Source organism: Frankia torreyi (assembly GCF_000948395.1).
Classification (GTDB): domain Bacteria; phylum Actinomycetota; class Actinomycetes; order Frankiales; family Frankiaceae; genus Frankia; species Frankia torreyi.
Genome location: NZ_JYFN01000005.1, coordinates 90,209 through 106,080, shown reverse-complemented (window position 1 = coordinate 106,080; position 15,872 = coordinate 90,209). Strand labels below are relative to the sequence as shown.

14 protein-coding genes and 3 pseudogenes are annotated in these 15,872 nt (G+C 73.4%); 8 read left to right on the top strand and 9 right to left on the bottom strand.

All coding sequences use genetic code 11. The features are described from left to right. Positions 1 to 307 precede the first annotated feature (307 nt). The 5 genes and pseudogenes from FF36_RS37135 to FF36_RS04885 all read left to right on the top strand — a co-directional run. A pseudogene (locus tag FF36_RS37135) lies at positions 308 to 676 on the top strand (radical SAM protein); the annotation flags it as partial. Between the two features lies 1 nt (position 677). Further along, positions 678 to 985: pseudogene (locus tag FF36_RS37130) on the top strand (GTP 3',8-cyclase MoaA); the annotation flags it as partial. Between the two features lies 1 nt (position 986). Next, a pseudogene (locus tag FF36_RS37125) lies at positions 987 to 1,294 on the top strand (GTP 3',8-cyclase MoaA); the annotation flags it as partial. Continuing rightward, positions 1,291 to 1,905, top strand: a complete 615-nt coding sequence (mobA, locus tag FF36_RS04890) for a molybdenum cofactor guanylyltransferase (protein WP_044883757.1) — start codon at positions 1,291 to 1,293, stop codon at positions 1,903 to 1,905. The pseudogene FF36_RS37125 and the gene mobA, both read left to right, overlap by 4 nt. Before the next feature lie 2 nt (positions 1,906 to 1,907). Then, a complete protein-coding gene (locus tag FF36_RS04885; RefSeq protein WP_044883846.1) occupies positions 1,908 to 2,279 on the top strand; it encodes a DUF6457 domain-containing protein in 372 nt (123 codons plus the stop codon). Here FF36_RS04885 and FF36_RS04880 read toward each other — a convergent pair. Next, positions 2,243 to 2,665 (bottom strand): hypothetical protein, encoded by a 423-nt coding sequence (locus FF36_RS04880; protein WP_044883756.1) that lies wholly within the window; start codon positions 2,663 to 2,665, stop codon positions 2,243 to 2,245. The two genes, FF36_RS04885 and FF36_RS04880, sit on opposite strands and share 37 nt — an antisense overlap. Before the next feature lie 610 nt (positions 2,666 to 3,275). Between FF36_RS04880 and FF36_RS04875 the strand changes: the two genes are divergently transcribed. After that, positions 3,276 to 3,929 carry a hypothetical protein gene (locus FF36_RS04875; RefSeq protein ID WP_044883755.1) on the top strand — a complete coding sequence of 218 codons (654 nt, stop codon included), beginning with the start codon at positions 3,276 to 3,278 and terminating at the stop codon, positions 3,927 to 3,929. An 11-nt stretch (positions 3,930 to 3,940) separates the two neighbouring features. After that, positions 3,941 to 6,499 carry an AAA family ATPase gene (locus FF36_RS04870; RefSeq protein ID WP_370657114.1) on the top strand — a complete coding sequence of 853 codons (2,559 nt, stop codon included), beginning with the start codon at positions 3,941 to 3,943 and terminating at the stop codon, positions 6,497 to 6,499. A 19-nt stretch (positions 6,500 to 6,518) separates the two neighbouring features. Here the strand turns inward: FF36_RS04870 and FF36_RS04865 are convergent, their stop codons facing one another. Further along, entirely contained in the window at positions 6,519 to 7,874 is a 1,356-nt protein-coding gene (locus FF36_RS04865) for an MFS transporter (RefSeq protein ID WP_082121679.1), read from the bottom strand. 207 nt (positions 7,875 to 8,081) lie between these two features. Between FF36_RS04865 and FF36_RS04860 the strand changes: the two genes are divergently transcribed. Continuing rightward, complete coding sequence (locus tag FF36_RS04860; RefSeq protein WP_052680957.1) at positions 8,082 to 8,555, top strand: DUF222 domain-containing protein; 474 nt, start codon at positions 8,082 to 8,084, stop codon at positions 8,553 to 8,555. 125 nt (positions 8,556 to 8,680) lie between these two features. On the opposite strand, the gene FF36_RS04855 is transcribed toward FF36_RS04860, so the two are convergent. The 7 genes from FF36_RS04855 to FF36_RS04830 all read right to left on the bottom strand — a co-directional run bounded on the left by FF36_RS04855 (position 8,681) and on the right by FF36_RS04830 (position 15,756). Beyond that, positions 8,681 to 10,084: an acyl-CoA carboxylase subunit beta gene (locus FF36_RS04855; RefSeq protein WP_044883753.1), complete on the bottom strand. Its 1,404-nt coding sequence runs from the start codon at positions 10,082 to 10,084 to the stop codon at positions 8,681 to 8,683. 393 nt (positions 10,085 to 10,477) lie between these two features. Further along, positions 10,478 to 11,704 carry a beta-ketoacyl-ACP synthase II gene (gene fabF / locus FF36_RS04850; RefSeq protein ID WP_044883752.1) on the bottom strand — a complete coding sequence of 409 codons (1,227 nt, stop codon included), beginning with the start codon at positions 11,702 to 11,704 and terminating at the stop codon, positions 10,478 to 10,480. Next, entirely contained in the window at positions 11,701 to 11,946 is a 246-nt protein-coding gene (locus FF36_RS04845) for an acyl carrier protein (RefSeq protein ID WP_009742445.1), read from the bottom strand. The genes fabF and FF36_RS04845 overlap by 4 nt, the downstream gene beginning before the upstream one ends. Positions 11,947 to 11,999: 53 nt before the next feature. Then, entirely contained in the window at positions 12,000 to 12,125 is a 126-nt protein-coding gene (locus FF36_RS39875) for a hypothetical protein (RefSeq protein ID WP_255355677.1), read from the bottom strand. Continuing rightward, entirely contained in the window at positions 12,122 to 13,045 is a 924-nt protein-coding gene (locus FF36_RS04840) for a beta-ketoacyl-ACP synthase III (RefSeq protein ID WP_044883751.1), read from the bottom strand. Before FF36_RS04840 ends, FF36_RS39875 begins: the two co-directional genes overlap by 4 nt. Before the next feature lie 20 nt (positions 13,046 to 13,065). Beyond that, on the bottom strand, positions 13,066 to 14,094 hold the full coding sequence (locus FF36_RS04835; protein WP_044883750.1) for an ACP S-malonyltransferase: 1,029 nt from the start codon (positions 14,092 to 14,094) through the stop codon (positions 13,066 to 13,068). Between the two features lie 216 nt (positions 14,095 to 14,310). After that, positions 14,311 to 15,756 carry a PucR family transcriptional regulator gene (locus FF36_RS04830; RefSeq protein ID WP_370657115.1) on the bottom strand — a complete coding sequence of 482 codons (1,446 nt, stop codon included), beginning with the start codon at positions 15,754 to 15,756 and terminating at the stop codon, positions 14,311 to 14,313. Between the last annotated feature and the right edge of the window lie 116 nt (positions 15,757 to 15,872).

The following is a 15,872-nucleotide window of genomic DNA, read 5'->3' as shown; positions in this document are numbered from 1 at the left end:
ACGGCGCCGCCCGCCGCACATGCGCGGCCGGGTGGGCCGGTCCATCGACCGCCGAGAGCTAAGTCTCGCAGGCCCGCTGACCACGGGCGCCGGCCGCCCGCCCGGCAGCCCCTTCGGCGCGCGACGGCCAGGGGCGGCGCGACGCCCCCGGCCCGCCGCCCGGCGGCGTCCGCGGGCTCGGCCGGGGCGTGGTTCGGTCGGCCCGACCGGGTCTGCCTTGCCGGCATCACCGGTCGGTCCGCCTGGCCGTCCGCCCCGGCCGAAGGGCCCGGTGGGTTGGGGCGCTTGGGCTCTATACGCTGGACCGGTGAGTCTTGTCGACACCCATGGTCGCGTTGCGACGGACCTGCGAGTGTCGCTGACCGACCGGTGCAATCTGCGGTGCGTCTACTGCATGCCCGCCGACGGCCTGCCCTGGCTGGCGCCGGCGCGTCTGCTGACCGACGACGAGATCGTTCGCCTGGTCGGCATCGCGGTGCGGCTGCTCGGCGTGACCGAGGTCCGACTCACCGGCGGTGAGCCCACCCTGCGGCCGGGTCTCGCGGCGCTGGTGGCCCGGCTCGCCTCCCTGCGGCCGCGGCCGGAACTCTCGCTCACCACGAACGGGCTCTCGCTCGTCCGGTTGGCCGAGCCGTTGCGCGCGGCCGGCCTGGACCGGGTGAACGTCTCCCTGGACNCCCTGGAACCGACCCGCTTCGCCCGGATCACCCGCCGCGACAGGCACGGCGACGTGCTCGCGGGGCTGCGCGCCGCCGCGGCGGCCGGTCTTGCCCCGGTCAAGGTCAACAGTGTCCTCGTCCGGGGCGTCAACGACGACGAGGCTGCCCGCCTGCTGCGCTGGTCGCTGGCCGGGGGGTACGAGCTGCGGTTCATCGAGCAGATGCCGCTCGACGCCCAGCACGGTTGGCAGCGTTCGGCGATGGTCACCGCGGCGGAGATCCTCGCGGCCCTGCGCGCCGAGTTCACGCTGCGGCCCCTGCCGGGGNGGGGCAGCGCGCCCGCCGAGCTGTTCGAGGTCGACGGTGGGCCCGGTCGGGTCGGGGTGATCGGCTCCGTCTCCGCCCCCTTCTGCGCGGCCTGCGACCGGGTCCGGCTGACCGCCGACGGCCAGGTGCGCAACTGCCTGTTCGCCCGGGAGGAGAGCGATCTGCGCGCGGCCCTGCGCGCCGGCGCGGACGACGAGCGGCTCGCCGCGCTGTGGCGGGCCGCGGTGTGGGGCAAGAAGACCGGCCACGGGATCGGCGAGCGCGGTTTCCGGCAGCCGGACCGGCCCATGTCGGCGATCGGCGGATGACCGCCCCGCGGGCCGGCTGCAGCGCACTCGTGCTCGCCGGCGGTGCCGCCCGCCGCCTCGGCGGTCGGGACAAGCCGGCCGTCGTCGTCGGCGGCACCACCCTGCTCGATCGGGTGCTCGCCGCGGTCGCCGGCGCCGGCACCGAGCGCATCGTCGTCGTCGGCCCCCGCCGACAGCTCGCGGCGCCTCCCGAGGGCGGGGTGTGGTGGTGCCGGGAGGACCCGCCGGGCGGCGGCCCGGTCGCGGCGATCGCCGCGGGGCTGGCCGTGGTCGCCACCCCGTTCGTCGCCGTCCTCGCGGCCGACCTGCCGTTCCTCACCGGTCGGGAGATCGAGCTGCTGCGCCGCGGCGCCGAGGAGCCAGCGGCGCACGCCGCCGTCCTGGTCGACCCGGGCGGGCGGCGCCAGTACCTCGCCGCGGTCTGGCGTACCGCGAGGCTGCGTGCCGCGCTGCCGGCCGACCCGGTCGGGCGGCCGGTGCGCGGCCTGTTCACCGACCAGGTGGTGACGTCCGTGCGCGCGGACGCCCTCGCCTGCCTGGACTGTGACGCGCCCGCCGACGTGGCTCGCGCACGGCGATGGGCCGGCCGGGTCCGGCCGGGCACGATGTGACGATGACCTCCGCTCACACCCCGCCCCCCGGGGACAGCCCGCCGCCCGGTGGTGGCGGCGACGTCCTGGACCGATGGCTCGCCCAGGTCGGCGCCGAGCTCGGTCTGGAGATGACGGGCGTCGACGTCGCCGCGATCCTCGATCTCACTCGGGACGTCGCCCACGGGGTCGCGCGCCCGGCGGCGCCGCTGACCGCCTTCCTGGTGGGACTCGCGGCGGGCCGAGACGCCGCCGTCGGCGGCACCGACACGGTGGCGGCGGTCCGTGCGGTGACGGCCGCCGTGCACGGTCTGCTTGACCGGCGGGCGGTGCTCGACCGGCGGGCGGACGAGACCGCTCAGCCCATCCGGCCGGGGCCCGCCTCGTCGAGGTAGCCGCGCATGTCGATCGCCATGGTGCGCACCGCGTCCTGGTCGGGCTCCTCGTACTGCTCGCCGCCGCTCGTCGCCCGGGCGTAGCCGAAGGTCAGCCGGGGCAGCACCTGCGTCGGGGTGTCGAGGTCGTCGGCCCACTCGGGCTCGTCGCCGGTGAAGGCGGCCGGGCCGGAGGGCAGGTCGTCCGCGCCGGGCGCGGCCGTCACGACGGCCCAGTCGATCACGCCGAGCACGATGATCGCCGCCAGCGCGGGCACGGCCGCGATCGGGTTCCACGCCGTCAGCCCCACCAGGGCGAACACCGCGACCACCGTCAGCCCCCCGACGAGGTGACGTCGAGTGGGACGAAGCGCAGGAACCTTTCGACCACGCCGATAGTGCGCCATACCGACAGTGTGCCCCACGGTCGGCGTGTCCTGATGTGGTCGGTCGGGCCCGCGGGGTGTGGAGCCGGCTCCGGCCGGGAAATCGACCGGCACGCTCGTCCGATGGGTGAGGCCCGGTGTGGGTGAGCGGGAACGTGGGTCGCGTCCCACCGATTCGGCCGAGGCCTTCCGGGTATCCACCATGGACCTGACCGGCGCGACGCGACCCCGCGGCGATGCTCGCCGGACCCGGGTGACACCCGGGCCGACGACCGGGCCGGCACGGGACGGTGATTCTGGCCGCCCGAAAGTTCGGCCGCGGGGCGTCGGACCGGCCGGCGGGAGCCCTCCGTGGGCAGGTGGCGCGGTTGCGCGTGACGGTGGCGCCGCCGGTCGAGGCCCGACAGCGGAGGGTATGGAGCCTCACCCTTTTTGGTGAAGGTTGTGCACGTCGGGCGGCTTCTGGGCCACACTTTTCGGAGGAAAGCGATATGGACCCATGGCCCGGCGCCGCACCATGCGTTCGACCTTGCGAGGCGGGAGGTTTGCCGTGGCGGCTCGACGTCGGACGACCCGTCCGCGCCGAAAGTCTCTCCCAGGCACCCTGCTACTGCTCACGGTAGCGGCGGCGGTGCTTTTGGTCGGCGGCTGCGGCTCGCCGAGTTACGAATATGTGACAAACAAGAAGGACGGCGCGTTTCTCCGGGTTCCGAACGGGTGGAATCACCAGGAGATGCCCGGCCCGGCCCTGTTCGGTATCGATGCCCGCAACGTCAGTCCCGAGATGCTGCAGGGGTTGATGTCGCGGGAATGGGTCGTGGGCATCGACGCGGCCCGGCGATTCGACGACTCGCGCCTGCTCGTCCCGGACGCCACCCTGCCCAAGGGGTTCGCGCAGGTTCGCCACCTGCTGCCGGAGGAGGCGAACGCGGTGTCGACCAACGACCTGCGCAACTTCGTCCTGTCGGTGGACGACGCGGTGGCCGCGCAGGAAAAGGCCGTGCGCCAGGACCCCTACGGCGCCCGGCTGACGCCCGACTTCCTGCTGCTGGCGGACGAGGTCGTGCACAAGAAGGACGGCGTGCACGGGGTGCACCTCGTCTACCAGGTGCAGACCGACGCCGGCCTGGTCACCATCGACCAGACGAGTCTGCTCGACAACGGGCAGACGGTTCTCTACCAGCTCATCCTCGCGTGTTCGTCGCTGTGCTATGCGCAACACGCAGACCAGATCGGCGATGTGGCCAAGTCCTTCACGATCGAGCCGACGGACCGAGGGCAGTAGGGATGGGCGTGATGGACCACGCAGACGGGATCCGCGCGGACGGGATCCGCGCTGACGGGCCGGACGGCCCTGTGCCGCCCGGCGGGCCGACGGCGTCGACTGCGACGGCGCAGCCGGAGACGACGGCCAAGGGCGACGGGAAGCCGCGCCGCCGACCGCTCCCGCTGTGGGACCGGGTGAAGTTCCTGATCCTGCTCGGCGCCGTGTTCCTGTTCGTGGTGGCTGCGGACGTCTCCGGCGATCCGCTGATGACCTGGGGCGACGCGTTCCGGATCCAGGCCAGGAAGAGCGCCTGGGTGCTCGTCCTGTTCGGCCTTGAGGTGCTGCATCAGCTCCACATGCTCATCGCCGAGCGGTGGTCGGCCTACCACGTGTTCTGGACCGACCGGGTCTTCGGCCGGGCGGAGCGCCGGATGCTGCGGCTCAACGACTGGAACCGCTACCGGCTCAGCCGCGCGGCGAAGTGGGTCGTGGCGCTCGCCCTCGCCCTGTTCGTCTACGCCCGGCTGTCCCACACCTCGGTCTTCGACGCGCTCGTGCAGGTGCCGGGTGATCTGTGGAAGGCCATCCCGTTCGTCCTGCAGATCGTCCTGCTGATGGTCCTGGTCGTCGGCCAGTTCGTCGTCATGTTCTGGTTCCTGTCCAAGGGCGGGGTCGACACCTACTTCCCGGAGGACATCACCACCCGCTTCGCCGACGTGTGGGGTCAGGACCACGTCGTCAGCCGAGTACAGGAGAACGTCTTCTACCTGGAACGGCCCGAGGAGATCGAGAGTCGCGGCGGGCACGTGCCCGGCGGCATCCTGCTGTGGGGGCCGCCCGGCACCGGCAAGACGCTCATCGCGGAGGCGGTGGCCGGGGAGACCGGCAAACCCTTCGTGTTCGTCGACCCGGGCGCCTTCTCGGCGATGTTCATCGGCGTGGGCATCCTCAAGGTGAAGTCGCTGTTCCGCAAGCTGCGCAAGCTCTCGCTGCGCTACGGCGGCGTCATCGTCTTCTTCGACGAGGCCGACACGCTGGGCAGCCGCGGCGCGCTGAACGGCGGCTTCGGTGGGATGGGCAGCGGGGCGCGGTCGTGGTTCGCCCGCCAGGGCGCGCCCGCGGCCGGGGCGTCCCGGATGGCGTCGGGCATGGCCGGATCGGGCCCGGCGGGACGCCTCGCCGACCCGTTCGGCGCGCGGGGCGACGGCGGATCGCGTGACCTGTGCAACGGCCTGTCCTACCTCAGCTCCGCCGCCCGCTCGGAGATCACCCGGGAGCAGGCGCGGGAGCAGTTCGTGATGGGCGGTGGTGGCGGCGGGTTCGACGGCACCCTGCAGGCGCTGCTCACCGAGATGTCGGGGCTGAAGAAGCCGCGTGGGTTCCTCAACCGGGTGGTGCGCCGCACGCTCGGCATGCGTCCGAAGCCGCCGCCGAAGTACCGCATCCTGGTGATGATGGCGACGAACATGCCGCAGTCGCTGGACGAGGCGCTGCTGCGTCCCGGCCGTATCGACCGCCAGTACAAGGTCGGCTACCCGAGCAAGGAGGGCCGGATCCGCACCTTCGAGGGGTACCTCGCGAAGGTGCGCCACGAGCTCACCCCAGAGCAGATCGACCGGCTTGCCATCATGAGCCCGGAGTCCACCGGCGCGACCATCAAGGACACCGTCAACGAGGCGCTGGTGCAGGCGGTCAAGGACGGCCGCGAGGTGATCACCTGGCAGGACATGCTCCGGGCTCGGGTGATCAAGGAGTACGGCCTCGCCGACGACCACGAGCACATCGACCGGGAACGGCACAGCATCGCCCTGCACGAGGCGTGCCACGCCGTCGTCGCCTACCGGATGCAGCGCGGTCGCGTGATCGATCTGGCGACCATCGAGCGGCGCGGCGGTGTTGGCGGCTTCGTGGCCCACGTCGCCGTCGAGGACCGGATGTTCATGTGGAAGTCCGAGATCGAGATCCAGGTGATGGTCTCGCTGGCCTCCCTCGCCGGGGAGCGGATGTTCTTCGAGGGAGACAACACCGTCGGGGTCGGCGGCGACCTGCGCAGCGCCACCCTGCTCGTCGCCAACTTCATCTCCTCGGCGGCGATGGGCGAGACCCTGGCCTCCCGGCTGTCCATGCTCGAACAGCAGATGGGTAACGCCTCCATCGACGCCGACCGGCCCTTCGGCGAGCAGGTCGAGGTCAAGCTGCGCGAGCTCTACGAGCGCACCGAGGCGGTGCTGGGCGCGAACCGTCGGGAGATCCTCGCCCTGACCCACGCCCTGGAGACCCACAAGACGATCACCGGCGAGGATGTGGAAGCCATCATGGAGGGCCGCACGGGGCCCACCGTCGACGGCCGTCGATACCACGAGCCGGACTTCCTCAACGTCGCCGAGCGCTACCATTCCGACGCCGTGCGGGCGCATCGCGGCCAGACCCGGGAGCTGCACAAGCTGCCCGAGCTCGGCCGCGCGGCGGCGAGCAGCTCCGCCGAGGCGGCAGGGTCGTCGTTCACGGTCCCGGCGGCGGCCCCGCCGACCCCACTCGCCGGCCGGCCGTCGGCCACGGGTCAGGGCCAGGAGGCCCCCGGCAACTAGGTCGAGTGACCGCTGAGGGTCATTCGATCGCCTTCGCCCGCCCCGCTCTGCCCCGTGCCGGGGGCTGGGTGTCGGCGGCCGGGGAGGGGCGTAGCGAGGCGAGGGCGAACACGGCCGCGGCGAGGGCCGCGCCGGCGGCGAGTAGCAGGCCGGCGCGCGGGCCGAAGGTCTGCGCGACCCAACCGGCGATCGGCCCGCCGAACGGGGTCGTGCCGAGGAACGCCACCGACCACAGCGCCAGCACCCGCCCGCGCATGGCCGGGTCGGCGGAGAGCTGCACGGTCGCGTTCCCCGTCGAGATGAACGCGACGCTCGTCCCGCCCACCAGCACGAGCGCGGCCAGCTCCAGCTCGATGGAGGGCGCGGCGGCGGCGAGCAGGAACGCGATGCCGAAGGCCCCGGCGATCACTCCGAGCGGCCGGACGCCGATGCGGCGGCGACGGGCCACCAGCAGCCCGCCGATGACCGCGCCGGCTCCCATGGCGGAGGTCATCATGCTGTAGGTCGCCGCGTTGCCGCCGAAGGTCTCCCGCGCCACCAGCGGCAGCACGACCTGGAACTCGTACGACAGCGCGCCGATGACCAGCATCATGATCAGCGGAATGCGCAGCGCCGGGGTGCGTCGGACGTAGGCGAAACCGGCCCGTAGCTGCCCCGGCGCCCGGTGCACCGGCGGCCTCTCGTACAGCGCCGAGGTGTCCATGCGGTGCAGGGCGACCAGCACCGCGCCGAACGACGCCGCGTTGATCAGGAAGCACCCGGCCGTGCCGACGGCCAGGATGACCACGCCCGCGATGGCCGGTCCGACGATGCGGGCCGCGTTCACCGTCACCGAGTTCAGGGTGATCGCGTTCGGGAGGTGATCGGAACCGACCATCTCCTGCACGAAGCTCTGCCGGGCCGGGTTGTCGACCGCGCTGCACAGGCCGATGAGCGCCGCGGCCACCGCGACCATCCACAGCCGGGCGGTGCCCGTCAGATCCAGCACGCCCAGGGCCAGCGCGGCGAGCCCGGAACCGACCTGGGTGATCATCAGTAGCTGTCGTCGGTTGGTCCGGTCGGCGATGAGGCCGCCGTAGGGCCCGAAGAGCAGCACCGGCAGGAACTGTGCGGCCGTCACCAGGCCGAGGGCGGTTCCCGAGGCGCCCAGCGACAGCACCAGCCAGCCCAGGGCGATGGTCTGCATCCAGGTCCCGCACAGCGAGACGACCTGCCCGGTGAGGAAGCGGCGGAAGTTCGGTATCCGCAGGGCGGCGAAGGTGCCGCCGCTCGGTGCGGCCACCACGGCTGATCCAGCCGTGGCACTGGTACCGGAGTCCGGCCGGTCCGGCTCCGTCGCCGGGGGCCGGCCGGGACTGTCGACCTGCAGGGACATGCACACACCTCCAGGCGGATCAACGCCTGGCGGCGAATCGTTATTTCGCAACAGGTAAACATCTTGCCCGATGGTGACGGAGCTGAGTCGGCGGTTGGCTTTCGCCGCAACCCGCTCTACTATGCGAACATACGTTCGATTGATGCGCCGTGGGGTGGGCAGAGTTCCGCCCGAGTCCGGTGCGGTGCATCGGTGCGGGAGGGGTTGGTGATCGTGATCGATGTCGAGGCGTTGCTGGGCGGGGTCGTCGCCGTCGACGCGCGCGAGCTGCCCGATGCGGAGGTCGCCCTGCTGGTCGTCGACGTCCGCCGGCTGGTCGACGCCACCGACGCGCTGTGGATCCGGCTGCTGGCCGAATTCGACCGGCGCGGGCTGTGGCGGCTCGACGGTGCGCGGTCGGCCGCGGCCTGGCTGCGGCGGGAATGCCGGCTGGTGCACCCCACGACGGCCACGGCACTGGTGGTCGCGCGTGCCGTCGAGGCGCTGCCGGCCTCCGGTGAAGCCTTCCGCGCGGGCAGTCTCAGCTTTGAGCACATGCGGGCGATCGCGCCCGCCGCCGCACCGGAGCGGCGTGAGGTCGCCTTGCGGGCGGATCCGATCTTCGCCCGCGCCGCCCTGTGGATGAACCCGCGGCAGATGAGCAACGTCGTGCGCACCTGGATGCAGTTGGCGGACGGATGAGTGCCACGATCGGGCGGTACAGACGCAGGGGAAGACGGTCGGGGGCGGAACGGTCTCCGGCTCGGACCCCGGGTCAGGGGAGTCCGAGGGTACCGGGAGACGGGGCGCGGTGGCCCCGGTGGCCGCTACAGCGGGATGTTGCCGTGGACGTTCTTGTCGGCGCGGGCGTCGGCGAGCGCGCTGGCCAGCGCGGAGGCGACAGCGCCTCGGGTCGCGGCCGGGGTGACGACGGCGTCGATCACACCCAGCTCGACGGCCCGGTCGATGCCGCCGACGGTGCGGATGTGCTCCTCGGTGAGCTCCGCGAGCACGTCCGGTCGGCGCTGGGCCGGCACCTCGGCCAGCTTGCGCCGGTGCAGGATGCCGACGGCGGCCTCCGCGCCCATGACGGCGACCTGCGCCGTCGGCCACGCGAACACGGCCGTCGCCCCGAGCGAGCTGGCGTTCATCGCGATGTACGCGCCGCCGTAGGCCTTGCGCGTCACGACGGTGACCCGGGGCACGGTGCACTCGGCGAAGGCGTAGAGCAGCTTCGCCCCGCGGCGGACGACGCCCTCCCATTCCTGCCCGACGCCCGGCAGGTAGCCGGGCACGTCGACCAGGACGATCAGCGGCACGCCGAACGAGTCGCACATGCGCACGAAGCGCGCCGCCTTCTCGGCGGAGGTGGCGTCGAGGCAGCCGCCGCGGCGCAGCGGGTTGTTCGCGACCACCCCGACGGTGCGGCCACCGAGCCGGCCGAGCGAGGTCACGATGTTCGGGGCCCACTTCGGGTGCAGCTCGATGCCCTCGCCGTCCAGCACGGCGTTCACCAGCGGCCGCACGTCGTAGGCCCGCCGCGGGTTCTCGGGCAGCAGCTCGGCGAGCTCGCGCCCGGCGACCTGGCCGATGTCACGCTGGTCGGCGAGCAGCACCGCGAGCGCGCGGGTCCGCTCGATCGCCTCGTCCTCGGAGTCGCAGGTCACGTGCACGACTCCGCTGCGCTTGGAGTGCACCTCGGGGCCGCCGAGGCTGGTGGCGGTGCACTCCTCGCCTGTCACCGATCGCACCACGTCCGGGCCGGTGACGAAGACCTTCGCCTCGGGCCCCATGATGACGATGTCGGTCAGCGCAGGGCCGTAGGCAGCGCCGCCCGCCGCCGCGCCGAGCACCAGCGAGAGCTGGGGGACACGGCCGGAGGCCCGGACGGTCGCGGCGAAGATCCGTCCGACACCGTCGAGCGAGGCGACGCCTTCCTGCAGTCGGGCGCCGCCGGAGTGCCAGATGCCGACGACCGGGCAGCCGAGCCGGACGGCGGACTCGATGGCGTGGACGATGCGGGCGCAGCCGTCGCGCCCCATCGCCCCACCCTGTACGGTCGGGTCGGTGGCGAATGCGACGACTTCGTTCCCGTCGACGAGGCCCTGGCCGGCGACGACCCCAGAGGTGTCGCCGGCTGCGAACAGGGACACCGTGTCGGCGTCGAAGAACCGGCCAAGCCGGGCCTCGGGTGTGCGGGGGTCAACTCGGTCGATCGTGGACAGACTCACCGTGCGTCTCCTTGCCTGAACGGCGTCGGACCGGTTCATCGGCCGACGCGCGACCACCTGGGGTACGCGCCGGCACCCGCGAGACACTCGGTCCGGCGACCATGGGCGCCCGCCGCACCGGCGGGCGGTGCCGTGGCGGCGGTGGGGCGGCCGGCGTCACGGCGACATCTAGGTGACTGCGATGGGCGGATCTGGTGCAGCGCTCAGCGGCGGAGCAGGGGTGGTGCTGAGCCAGGCGGGCACCCGTTCGGTGCCTCACCGCCGTCGCTGTGGCCGGCGGATCCGGATCCGCGCCTGGCTGGGCGCGGCATGCGGCTCCGCCGGCGTCCCGACGGTGACGGCCGGGTGCCCGGCCGGTACGGGGCGGCGTGGGCCGTCCCCGCGGCGGGGTCGTCAGACCGTGAAGGCCAGACAGACGTCGTGGCCGCCGAAGCCGAACGAGTTCGACAGGGCCGCGCCCGTGCCGATCTTGCGGTTGTCGATGCTCACGACATCGAGCGCGATCTCGTCGTCGAGGGCGTCGAGGTTGCGGGTCGCCGGGACGATCCGCTCGCGCAGGGCCAGGATGCTGACCACCGCCTCCACCGCGCCGGCCGCCCCGAGCAGGTGACCGGTCATCGACTTGGTCGACGTCACCGCGACCTCGTCGATGTGGTTGCCCAGCGCGGAGCGCAGGGCCACTGCCTCAGCCACATCACCCGACGGGGTCGACGTGGCGTGTGCGTTGATGTGGATGATGTCGGTGGGCTCCAGCGACGCCGAGCGCAACGCGGCACGAACGGCCCGCGCGGCGCCGGCACCGGTGGGATCCGGCGCGGCGATGTGGTAGGCGTCCGAGCTGATCCCGGCGCCCGCCAGCGTGCCGTGGACCCGCGCGCCGCGGGCGGCGGCGTGCTCGGCGGCCTCCAGGACCAGGATCGCCGCGCCCTCGCCGAGCACGAAGCCGTCCCGCGCCTTGTCGAACGGGCGGGACGCCGTCTCCGGCGTGTCGTTGCGGCGGGACAGGGCCTGCATCTGGGCGAAGCCGGCTATCGGCAGGGCCGCGATCGCGGCCTCGGTCCCGCCGGCGATGACGACGTCCGCCCGACCGGCCCGGATGATGTCCAGCCCGAGGGCGATGGCCTCCGAGCCGGACGCGCAGGCGCTGACCGGGGCGTGCACGCCCGCCTTGGCCTTGAACTCCAGGCCGACCGTGCTCGCCGGTCCGTTGGGCATGAGCATGGGCACCACGTGCGGCGAGACCCGCCGGGCACCCTTCTCCCGCAGCACGTCGTGCTGGGTGAGAAGGGTGATCACGCCGCCGATGCCGGAGGCTACGCAGGCCGCGAGGCGCTCCTGGTCGACGTCGGGCGAGCCCGCGTCGGCCCACGCCTCGCGGGCGGCGACCAGCGCCATCTGCTGGCTGCGGTCGAGGGTGCGTGCCTCGACCCGGCCCAGCGGGAGTTCTGCCGCGAGCGGCGCGCCGATCTGGACCGGAAGTTGCTCGATCCATTCCTCGGTGAGCCGCCTGGCGCCGGAGCGGCCCGCGAGCAGACCCGCCCACGTCGAGGCGACATCGCCACCGAGGGGAGTGGTTGCCCCGAGGCCGGTGACGACGACCTGCCTTGGGGTTGTGGTCACGCCGCCACACCAGCCCGCTGGATGTACGAGACCGCGTCGCCGACGGTCTTGAGGGACTTCACGTCGTCGTCCGGGATCTTCACGGAGAACTTCTCCTCCGCGGCGACGACCACCTCGACCATGGACAGCGAGTCCACGTCCAGGTCGTCGATGAAGGTCTTCTCGGGGGTGACGTCGGCGGGGTCGACACCGGCGACCTCTTCGAGGATGACGGCGAGACCGGCGAGAATGTCCTGGGACACGGTGGTTCCTCCTGTGGGATCTGGGCTCTGGTGGCGGCGGTGGCTGCGCGCGATCAGGCGATCGTCGCGGGCGTGCGCCGGGGTGCTGGTACCTGGGACAGGGGTGTGGCGGGCCCGGTCATCGGACCGCCGGGGGCGCGGCGCGCGGACATCCGCGCCGCGAGGTCAAGCAAGGTCACGGGCATCGCACGACCTGCCCGCAGTAGGTCAGGCCGGCGCCGAAACCGAACAGCAGCACCGGGTCGCCCCGGCGGATCTCGCCGGTGTCGAGCAGGCGGGCGAGCCCCAGCGGAATGCTCGCGGCGGAGGTGTTGCCCGAGTCGACGACGTCGCGGGCGACGGCGGCGTTCGTGGCGCCGATGCCCGTCGCGAGTGCCTCGACGATCCGCAGGTTGGCCTGATGCGGAACGATACCCGCGAGCTCGTCGGGCGCCACGCCGGCCCGTTCGCAGATCTGCCGCACGGTCGGCACCAGGGAGATCGCCCAGCGGAAGACCGCCTGGCCTTCCATGCGGAACATGTTGTCCCCGTAGCCGGGGACGCGAATCACCTCCGGCCGGGAGCCGTCGTGGCCCCAGACCGCCGGGCCGATCTCGTCGGTCTCGGCCGCGCCGATCACGGTCGCCCCGGCGCCGTCGGCGAGCAGGATGCAGGTGCTGCGGTCATCCCAGTCGGTGTAGTCCGACAGCCGCTCGGTGGCGACGACGAGGACGTGGCGCACGCTGCCGGCGCGAACCATGTCGGCGGCCGTCGACACCGCGTAGCTGAACCCGGCGCAGGCGCCGTTGATGTCGAACGCGCCGGCCTGGCCGGCCCCGATGCGGTGGGCGATCTGCGGCCCGGCGCCGGGGATCTGCGAGGGCGAGGTACAGGTCGCGCCGATGACGAGGTCGATGGTGTCCGCCGTCAGGCCGGCGGCCGCGAGCGCCTTCTCCGCGGCGGCCGCGCCCATGGCGACGGTCGTCTCCTCCTCGTCGGCGATCCGCCGGGTGGCGATGCCGGTGCGGCTCTGGATCCACGCGTCCGAGGTGTCGACCCGCTGGGCGATCTCGTCGTTGGTGACGACCCGCGCCGGGCGGTAGACGCCGAGCCCGAGCATCCGGGCTCCGCCCGTGGCGCTCACGCCCGCACCCCGACGAGGGCCGCGTCGCCTGCCGGCAGCGCGTCCGGCGGCGTCCGCGGCGCTGGGCTCGCCGGCGCCTGGCTGAGGTGGTCGGTGCCGACGTGTTCGGCGATCAGGTCGCGCGCGGCGGGCAGGTCGTCCGGGCTCTTCACGGCGAGGATCTTCACGCCGGGCAGTTCGCGGCGGGCGATTCCGGCCAGGGTGCCGGCCGGTGGCAGCTCGATGACCGCGGTGACACCGAGCTCCCGCAGTGTCGCCAGGCACAGGTCCCACCGCACCGGCGCGGCGACCTGGGCGACGAGTCGGGAGACGAGATCGGCCGGGTCCGTGACGATCGCGCCGTCGGCGTTGGACAGGGTCGCCACCCGGGCCACGGCCGGCCGGATGCCGCCGGCGACGGCGTCGAGCGCGTCGCGCGCCGAGGACATGTGGTGGGTGTGGAAGGCACCGGCGACGGACAGCGGGCGCAGCCGGACGCCCGCGGGCGGCTGCGCCGCGAGCCGGGCGAGGTCCTCCGTCGTGCCGGCGGCGACGATCTGGCCGGCGCCGTTGCGGTTCGCCGCAGTCAGACCGAGCTCGTCCAGCCGGGCGGTCACCGCCTCCGGCTCCCCACCGAGCAGCGCCGTCATTCCGGTCTCGGTCCGCGCGGAGGCCTCGGCCATCGCGCGGCCGCGCAGGGCCACGAGGACCAGGGCCTCCTCCGCCGAGAGGATGCCGGTGAGGGCCGCGGCGGTGATCTCACCGACGCTGTGGCCCGCCAGGACGAGCGAGGTGGTACCGACCGGGGCGGCGACCGGCAGGCCGAGCTGTTCGGCGGCGATGAGACCGCTGGCGACGATGAGCGGCTGAGCGATCGCCGTGTCCCGGATCGTCTCGGCGGGCGCCTCGCACCCGACCTCCAGCAGATCGATGCCGGCCGCGGCCGACCACCAGCGCAGCCTTTCCTCCGCCCCGGGGAGGCCACGCCAGGCGCGGAGCTGTCCGGGGGTCTGTGCACCCTGGCCGGGTGCGAGGATCGCGAGCACGTGACTACCTAACCCTTCGCGAGGACTACTTGTCGCTGGCGGCCACTCACCGATGTCCCGACCGGGCGTTGTAGATGGCCTACAAACCGATCTGCCGTCACCGTGAATTCGTTCGTGCTGCGGGCATCGGGCCGGATTCGCGTGACAGGCCAGCAGAGTGGCCTGATGTGACCGTTCTCGCACTGGGGTGCGACGACTCCGGAGCGATGCACCCGATCATGTTTTCCCTGTAGATAACGCACCGTCGAGGCGTCCCAGGACGAGCGCAACATGCAGGATGAAACGCTCCCGGTGATCCGCCGGGTCGAGACCGCAGACCTCCGCGGCCTTCCGTAGCCGGTAACGGACAGTGTTGGTATGGAGATAGAGGGCTCGGGCCGTGGCCTCCAGGGACGAACCGAAGTCGAGGTATGCCCCGGCGGTCTCCAACAACGGCGTGCCCGCGTCGCGCAGCGGCAGATAGACCTCCTCGACAAGCGCCCGCCGGGCGTCGGCATCCCCGGCCAGCGCCAGTTCCGGCAGCAACGCCCGGGCCTGAACCGGCCGGGGCGCGGCCGGCCAGGCGGCGACGACGTCGGTCGCGGCGAGCGCCACCCGAGCCGCGCGCGGCGCGCCGGTCAGGTCGGCGACGACCGGGCCGACGACGACCGGCCCCGGACCGCAGGCGGGCAGCAGCGCCCGGGCCGCGTCGAGCGCGGTGTGCACCGCAGTGCCGGGCTGCCGGCCCGGCGCCGGGCCGCTCGGCGTGCCTGCGCCGGTGGGGCCGCCAGCGGTCGCGTTGTCGCCGGCCGCGGTGGCGGTCGCCATCCCGTCGGGTCGGCCGGTGCTGTCGGAAGTGGCGAACCGGCCGCCGACCACCATCACCAGCCGGTTGTGATGGACCCCGGCGAGCACCTCCAGCTGGGCCGCCCGGGCCAGCCGGTGCACCTCGTCGACCACCGCCTCCGGCGCGTTGCCCTCGGCCCCGCCGACGATGACGGTCACGGCCGGCGGGTTGCGCCAGCCCACCGCCGCCGCCCGTGACGGCAGCGCCCGGTCCACCTCGCCGCGCACCACGTGATCGACGACCAGCGCCTCCAGCCGGGCGTCCCAGGCGCCGCGCTCCTCGGCGGCGCGGGCGTAGACGACCGCCCCGGCGAAGGCGATGTCGCGGGAGTAGCGCAGGACGTCGGCGAGCAGCCGCAGCTCGTCCTCCGGGCCGGCCATGTTCGGCACCTCGGCCTCGATCGCCTCCACCGCGACCCGGACCAGATCGACCAGGCGGCGGAAGGTCACCGCCCGCACGAGCTCGCGTGGGGCGACCCGGAAGACGTCCTCCGACAGTTGCCGGGCATGCTCGGGCCGCCGGCACCACTCGACGAACGAGGAGATACCGGCCTGCACCACGAGTTGGATTCCGGCCCGATGGCTCGCCGACATGGCCGGAAACCAGGGCAGGACCTCGCTCATCCGCGCCGCGGCCCGGGAGGCGAGCATCCCGCTGGAGCGTTCGACCCGTCGGACCACGTCCTCGCCCGTGCGGCCGACAGTCGCCGATCCCGACCCATCGCCGGTCTGGACACCCGTGCGCAGGCTGTCCAGCGGGGGGATGCGCTGGTCCGGGTAGTCGTCGAGGGCGGGTAGCTCGCCCGGGGCCGCGGTGCCGAGGGCGGGGGTGCGCACGCCGCGCCTCGCCCGCCCGCGCGCGGCGATGCGGCGTCGCGCGGCCGCCCGATCGGCCTCGGCCGGCGTGGGGTCGCCGTCCCCGTCGCCCGCCGAGGCAAAGGGACCGTCCGCCG